Raw genomic sequence first — 6,803 nt, 5'->3', positions numbered from 1 at the left:
CGAAACAATCATGAAAAATAATTGGGATGCCAATTACTATGAACATAATAATCAATTAATTTTGAAATTATTAAACTTTAAACAAATAAACTGATATTTCTATTACTAACGATTGAATGTAAAAAATGAATCATAAAGTTATAAATAGGGTTAATGATTAACATGATTTTTTAATTGATAGTTAATTTTTATAAATTCCTTAATATGTTTATTTTATGATTTAAAGCATTTTAATGAAAAATAAAAAAAATATTGTTGGTTGATGATAAAGGTTGATGATTATGGCTGAAATCATATTAATTGATATTAACAGTCTTATTGATTTGACTGAAAAATGGAAAATATAGTCTGGCATACAAACCTAACTTCATGAGAAATTAAGAAAAGTTAGTATTATAAAACTAAAATATTAAAAAATTAAAAAAGTTAGTCTTATATACCTAAAAATACATAATAATATTATGGTTCAAAGAGATTTATATATGGCACAAATAATCCCGTTAATTGATAATGAGTTAATCAAAGTGATTACAGGCATTAGGAGATGTGGAAAATCATACATGTTAGGATTAATCAAAGAAGAACTCATCAAAAGAGGAGTAAAAGAACATAACATCATACTCATTAATTTCGACAGTAAAAAATATAAAAACATCAAAAACAATAACGAACTAGATAAAATTGTTGAAAAAACAATAAAAAACAAAAAAGGAAAAGTATACCTATTCTTTGATGAAATACAAAATGTAAAAAAATGGGAACGATCAATTGCAGGATATAAAATAGATTATGACTGTGACATCTTCATCACAGGTTCAAACTCCAATTTACTATCCGGAGAACTGGCAACCCACTTGACAGGAAGATACTTCGAAATAAAAATGTACCCATTCTCATATCAGGAATTCCTAAAATTCCACCAAAAATCCAGCAGCATAGACATGTTTAACGAATATCTCCAATATGGTGGAATGCCACAAACATTTCTGCTTGATGAAACACAAAAGATAGACTATCTCGATGATTTATTCAACTCAATTTTCTATAAAGATATTGTCAAAAGGTACCAAATACGAGACATCGACATTCTAGAAAGACTAACAACATTCATTTTTGACAACATAGGAAACATATTCTCAGCCTCAAGCATTACAGAATACTACAAAGAAGAAATGAACATTAAAATTTCAAACAAAACCATAACAAACTACTTAAAATACCTGGAAAATGCATGCTTCATAAAAAAAGTAAAAAGAGAAGATTTAGAAGGTAAAGGCATTTTAAAATTCAATGAAAAATATTATGTAACCGACCATGGCTTTTGTGAAGCAAAAGCAAAAGGAAACAAAGACAACATAGGGCGTGTAATAGAAAACATGGTATATTTTGAATTTCTAAGAAGAGGATGGAAAATAACAATCGGAAAAACAAAAAATTATGAAGTTGACTTTGTTTGCAGAAAACACAAACAGACAATCTACGTACAAGTAAGCTATTTACTCGAAAGTGAAGAAACAATCGAAAGGGAGTTCCGACCATTTTCAAAAATCAAAGATCATTACCCTAAATATATCATAACAATGGACCAATTCGATCGATCACGAGATGGGGTAAAACATATTAACTTACTAGAGTTCCTAACAGACACAGACAAATAATTTGCCCATGCACATTATGAATCGGCAGGTGAGAAAGTTTAGGCATCCTCAATCCGGATTCCATTGTTGAGTATGTCCAGAAATTCGGTGGAATAGTCTATTCCGTCCAACTCAATGCTTTCGCTGTATATCTTCCACAGGACAAGTGACTGGAAGGTTATGCTGTAACAGAGTGTTCCAAGCACCCTAGGGTTGACTTTCCTTATTCTTCCCTCCTTGATTTGGAGAGTGAAGAACTCCTCAAACTTGTCCAGTATTGCATCTGTAATCTGTGCAATCAAAAGCTTCTTGTCGGAGACTGCCCTCACGTCCTCAAGAGCCACCTTGATGATGCTGAAATCCTCTTCGGGAAGGTTGATGAGTTCTGTGAAATTGCTTCTGAGATACTCGTCGGTTTCCTCATCCTCTCTAAAGTCGAAAATCTCCTCCAGCTTGCCAATGAGTATCTGGAAATGGTACGCCTTTGTGATTTCAACGAGATTGTTCTTGTTTTTGAACTTCCTGAATACTGTAACCTCATTCACGCCCGCTTCTGCGGCAATCCTTTTGGTTGTGGCCTTTGCGAGGCCTTCCTTTTGAATGATGTCAAATGCTGCCCTTACGATTTTCTCCTCGGTGTTGTCAAGTTCTATCTTCATAATAAATTATATCAATTGTTAAACATTTATATTTATCTAAAAAAATAGGGTTTAGAGTTAACCAAACCTAAATTCGTATGATTCGTTGATTTTTCCGGTGATGAGGATTATTTTTTCTATCATATTATATTACACTTGAACAATAACTTTTTTTGATTTATTTTATTTAAATAAGTTATTTTAACTCAAATTAACTATTTTAAGATAATTATGGTCTTTATTTATTTTTTTTGCATTTCATTAACTTTATATACTATTAAAACATAATATGATTTAAGAAATTATTGGATATTTGGGTATAATTTCAATTGTATTTAATTTTGATGAAATCCATTGAAATTAGATTATTCCAATTGAATCGGTGCTTTTAATGTTTTCATGATTGGTGATTTCACAATATTAATAACCTCCATAAAATAATATTTATTATTGATCATGAGGTGTTATAAAATGTCTGATAATGAAATTATTATTGGTGATGAAATGATAGAAGCAAAACTGAGGGAGAAATCAAATAAGTTAAACATCTCAATTGATGAACTAATCGATCGCTATATCAGGAGAGGTCTGTTTTGTGATGACTATTATGTGCCTCCTAAATACACTAGGGAGGAAATGCTTGAAAGAGGTAGAAAAGCTGTTGAGAGGGACCGAAAAAACGGGTATCCTCCGATGAAACATAATTTCGATGTTTTTGTTGGAAGATGGAACAAGTCAGATAAATAAATGGCGGTGCATTCAATGATTTTTCTGGATACTGGATATTTTGTGGGATTGCTTGATGATAAGGACTCTCATCATGAGGATTCCTTAAAAATTAAAGAATTTTTAGATGATTTAAACGAAACCACCGTAATCAATACAACTGTTCTTGTTGAAACATTAAATAAGTCTGTTGGAACCTGTGATGTTTTAAAAGATCTTTATATGGACATTCGTGAAAATAATCTAATAATACCTTTGTCTTATAAAGACTATTTAAAATCATTAGAAATTAATGGGTGGTATGGAAATTCCATTAATTACAGTGACTGCACAATCATTAAAACCATGATTGATTATGATATTCAAAGAATCGTTTCATTTGACAGTGGATTTGACAAAATCAAAAGTTATGAGGTAATTTCCAGAGTGTAATTGGGGGATGACAATGGATTTTCATTATGAAATCAAAAACAAAAAACTCAAGGAATTGGTTGAAAAAAAGGCTCGTGAGACCAACAGGTCGGTTGATGAGGTGATATGGGGATACATCAATCGGGGATTGATGGATGATGCCATTGAAAATGAGATTTTTGAGCATTCTCATTCAAAAGAGTTTTTAAATGAAGTAAATGATGCATTGGGTGTTGATTAGCACCTGATAATTACATTTTTTCTTGAAATCATTTACTAAAATTATATGGTAAAAATTACATTAAAAAAAGTTATGGTTTAGAGTTAACCAAACCTAAAATTCGTATGATTCGTTTATTTTTCCGGTGATGTCACGGATTTCGGCTGTTGCCTCTTCAAGGTGGAAAATTCCCAGTTTGAATCCGGTTTCATCGTTGTAGATTCCCTGAAGGAATTCATTTCCCGCAACAATGCTTTGCCCGAGTGTGTAGTCCTCTTCAAAGACAGCCTTTCCGTAATACCTTAAGAAATCGGTTTCCACAAGGGCAACGATTTCAACATATGGGTTTTTTCTCATCTGCTTGTAGACTTCCTTGAAATCCCCCACGCCAAAGTAGATCTTGCCGTCCTTTAAAATATGAAAGCCTAACGGTCTGTTTTTAGGTTTGTCTCCGTCAACTGTTGCCAGGAAAAACACTTTCGCTTCGTTTAAAAATTCATCTATTCTTTCAGCACCTTCTAATGCCATTGTATCACCTCAGTATTATTTTCTTGAATATAATTATATAATATATATTATATTAAGATGTTAGTTTCAACAGTCTCTCATTAATTAGCAAAATTATTTTTACCACTTGCAATAGATTTAATCTCATGAACATGAGGGGGATATTGGCAGTAGGTCTGGTTTTAATATTCGTTTTAATGGCATCTGCAAGCGCTGCAGACAACGCAACGATTGAAAATTCCACACAGAGTGATGCAATTGCCAAATCAGGTGACATAATCGATGATATCAACGTGACATTTGACGAGAAGATGTGGCAGGATAATCTCTCAGACATAAGCGTCGAGCTTCCAGAAGAAACGTCAGGAGAGTTCTGCATAAAGCTGAATAACGAGGCAATCTACAACGAGACAATCACGGACCATTCATTCAAGATTCCGATAAAGCTTCCGAAACCTGATAATGCTCTGGTAATCAACATATATCCTCCACTGGATTTCAAAGCATACAAGGTATCAGCATTCTACAACGGAATAGACCTCAACCTCAACAGGTCCCTTAAGGTCATGGCCAATCCTCCGGACTATGAGAACATACGTTTCCCTGAGGAAATCCTTCAGAATATGGACCGTCAGGTCATTCTCATCTTTCCAAGGTCCGCCAACGGCATCGTTGAGTTCTATATCGATGATGAGCTGATTGAAAGGACCAATCCAAGGTCGCTCTTTACATGGGAAAACGACCCATTTTCAAATCGGGAACTGGGAAACCACACGGCCAAGATAAGCTATCTCGGCGATGACTACTACCGTCCATTCAACAGGTCATTCAATTTCACCGTGACAAATGTGAAGATAAGCATTCCGAAGGTAATCAACATAGGCCATGACGACTGCATTGCCGTTGAGGCATCAACCACCGCTTCTGCAACCGTAAAGGTTTTCCTTGATGACAGGCTGATTGCAAATTCGAAGATGTATAACGGAGAGTTCATAATGTCTCTTGAAAAGTACATAAGATACACAGACCGTGAAATCAAGGTGGTCTTTGAAGGCAAGAACCTCTCAAGAACAAAGACTCAATCACTAAACATGACCTATGACTTTGACGTGTGGCCATTGACATTCACATACGGCGATAAGAACACATTTGAGGTCATGCTGCCGGACACACTGAACAATGACCTTCTAACAGTTGTAATAAACGGCACAGCATATCCTTTCAGGCATTCCCCGAATATGGCCAACAACATAATTGAGGTGGACATATCCAACCTTGATTCAGGCAGCTATGTGCTTTTCGTATCATTTGCAGGTGATGAGAAATACTACGCTCTTGCCAGAAGCTACAATCTTTCCGTAAGCTATCGTTTTCATGTTCCGGATGAAATCGAATACAGGGATTCATCCAGAGTCCAGCTAAATCTTCCGGGCGATGCAGTGGGAAATCTGGTCGTTTATGTTGACGAAAAGCTATTGGCCTCACAAAGACTTGTCAAAGGCCATGGAGAGGTTATAATCGACTCATTTTCTGCAGGCAAACATGACCTCGTCGCCAAATACGACGGTAGCGATTATGATGTGCGTGATGTCAACACCTCATTTTATATCATGCCTAAAATCAGCCTGGATTACAGGTTCACCGCCGGTGAGGACAAGTATGTCATGGTTGAGGTTTCAGCCCAATCCAAAGGTTATGTGATATTCACCATTGACGATAAGGAATATAAGGTTTACATCAAAAACGGAATTGCAAAATGTTCCCTTAAAAACCTGGAGGCCGGCGAACATGACATATTCATCGACTATTATGGGGATGACGGATTCGGGGACCTATCAAACTGGAGGGTCGTGACAGTATCAAATGCCAGAATCAACACCATCTCAAGCGAAGCGACATTCAATGGAGTCAACATTAAGGTAAAGCTCCTTACCAAGGACGGAAAAGCGCTGGCATCCAAGGAAGTTACAGTCAAGTTCAACGGCAAGAAATTTAAGGTCAAAACTGATAAAAACGGAATTTTGACATTTAAAAAATCAATGAAACTCAAAAAGAAAAGCTATTCTTTAAAAATCTATTATATGGGCAGTCAGATGACCAAAAAGCTCAAGACAAAACCGGTCAGCATAAAGGTGAGCAAAACCAAAAGGAAACTGATCATCAAGGCAACAATCAACAAGAAAATCAAAAACAAAATTGTCAAAATCAAAGTCAATTCCAAAAGGTTCACTGTCAGGACAAACGGAAAAGGCGTGGCCAAACTGGCTGTCAAAAAGCCTAAAAGGATTATGGGCATCAGCGCCACCTATAAGAAAAGCACAGTTCGTGCATAATTCCTATTAATTTTTTTTTGAATTTATCAAATTAGTGAAAGAATACTCCGGCCTCTTTTAGGTCGGATATGAATTTCACAAAAAAGACATAGAGTCATTTTTTTTTAATCAATATTTTTTGAATAATTACTTTTCAAATGCTCTCTCACTTTGTTTATATATTCTGTATAGTCATATATATTTTTTGTAGTGTTAAAAAATCTTTTAATGGTTTTTTATTGGTTATTAGATGGTGTGTTTTATTTATGCCTGAGGTTTTGAGTTGTAAATGTGGTATTAATCCTAATTGGGATTTGAAGATTGCTTTTTGGGATGCTTTTGGAGCTTCACG

7 protein-coding genes are annotated in these 6,803 nt (G+C 34.9%); 5 read left to right on the top strand and 2 right to left on the bottom strand.

Going from position 1 to position 6,803, the window contains the following annotated elements; translation table 11 throughout:
- The first annotated feature begins 482 nt into the window (after positions 1-482).
- Positions 483-1,658, top strand: a complete 1,176-nt coding sequence (locus QZ138_RS10880) for an ATP-binding protein (protein WP_292889049.1) — start codon at positions 483-485, stop codon at positions 1,656-1,658.
- A 38-nt stretch (positions 1,659-1,696) separates the two neighbouring features.
- Here the strand turns inward: QZ138_RS10880 and QZ138_RS10875 are convergent, their stop codons facing one another.
- Positions 1,697-2,296, bottom strand: a complete 600-nt coding sequence (locus QZ138_RS10875; RefSeq protein ID WP_292889048.1) for a TetR/AcrR family transcriptional regulator — start codon at positions 2,294-2,296, stop codon at positions 1,697-1,699.
- 450 nt (positions 2,297-2,746) lie between these two features.
- Here QZ138_RS10875 and QZ138_RS10870 point away from each other — a divergent pair, with 450 nt between their 5' ends.
- Genes QZ138_RS10870 through QZ138_RS10860 form a run of 3 tightly spaced genes read left to right on the top strand, consistent with a single transcriptional unit; the run spans position 2,747 to position 3,653 of the window.
- The gene (locus QZ138_RS10870; protein ID WP_292889047.1) at positions 2,747-3,022 is read left to right on the top strand and encodes a hypothetical protein; all 276 of its coding nucleotides are present in this window, start codon (positions 2,747-2,749) and stop codon (positions 3,020-3,022) included.
- Between the two features lie 15 nt (positions 3,023-3,037).
- On the top strand, positions 3,038-3,433 hold the full coding sequence (locus QZ138_RS10865) for a type II toxin-antitoxin system VapC family toxin (protein ID WP_292889046.1): 396 nt from the start codon (positions 3,038-3,040) through the stop codon (positions 3,431-3,433).
- A gap of 13 nt (positions 3,434-3,446) precedes the next feature.
- A complete protein-coding gene (locus QZ138_RS10860) occupies positions 3,447-3,653 on the top strand; it encodes a hypothetical protein (protein WP_292889045.1) in 207 nt (68 codons plus the stop codon).
- Between the two features lie 93 nt (positions 3,654-3,746).
- Here QZ138_RS10860 and QZ138_RS10855 read toward each other — a convergent pair whose 3' ends face one another.
- A complete protein-coding gene (locus tag QZ138_RS10855) occupies positions 3,747-4,160 on the bottom strand; it encodes a pyridoxamine 5'-phosphate oxidase family protein (protein WP_292889044.1) in 414 nt (137 codons plus the stop codon).
- Between the two features lie 143 nt (positions 4,161-4,303).
- On the opposite strand from QZ138_RS10855, the gene QZ138_RS10850 reads away from it, so the two are divergent.
- Positions 4,304-6,472 (top strand): Ig-like domain-containing protein, encoded by a 2,169-nt coding sequence (locus QZ138_RS10850; protein WP_292889043.1) that lies wholly within the window; start codon positions 4,304-4,306, stop codon positions 6,470-6,472.
- Positions 6,473-6,803: the final 331 nt, after the last annotated feature.

The sequence above is a fragment of the Methanobrevibacter sp. UBA212 genome (assembly GCF_905233225.1).
Classification (GTDB): Archaea; Methanobacteriota; Methanobacteria; order Methanobacteriales; family Methanobacteriaceae; genus Methanocatella.
This window is presented reverse-complemented; position numbering and strand designations above follow the sequence as displayed.

Bases quoted from the DNA above. Each gene is read 5' to 3' on its own strand.
- QZ138_RS10855 (WP_292889044.1), bottom strand. From the start codon at position 4,160: ATGGCATTAGAAGGTGCTGAAAGAATAGATGAATTTTTAAACGAAGCG.
- QZ138_RS10875 (WP_292889048.1), bottom strand. From the start codon at position 2,296: ATGAAGATAGAACTTGACAACACCGAGGAGAAAATCGTAAGGGCAGCA.
- QZ138_RS10880 (WP_292889049.1), top strand. From the start codon at position 483: ATGGCACAAATAATCCCGTTAATTGATAATGAGTTAATCAAAGTGATT.
- QZ138_RS10860 (WP_292889045.1), top strand. From the start codon at position 3,447: ATGGATTTTCATTATGAAATCAAAAACAAAAAACTCAAGGAATTGGTT.
- QZ138_RS10865 (WP_292889046.1), top strand. From the start codon at position 3,038: ATGATTTTTCTGGATACTGGATATTTTGTGGGATTGCTTGATGATAAG.
- QZ138_RS10870 (WP_292889047.1), top strand. From the start codon at position 2,747: ATGTCTGATAATGAAATTATTATTGGTGATGAAATGATAGAAGCAAAA.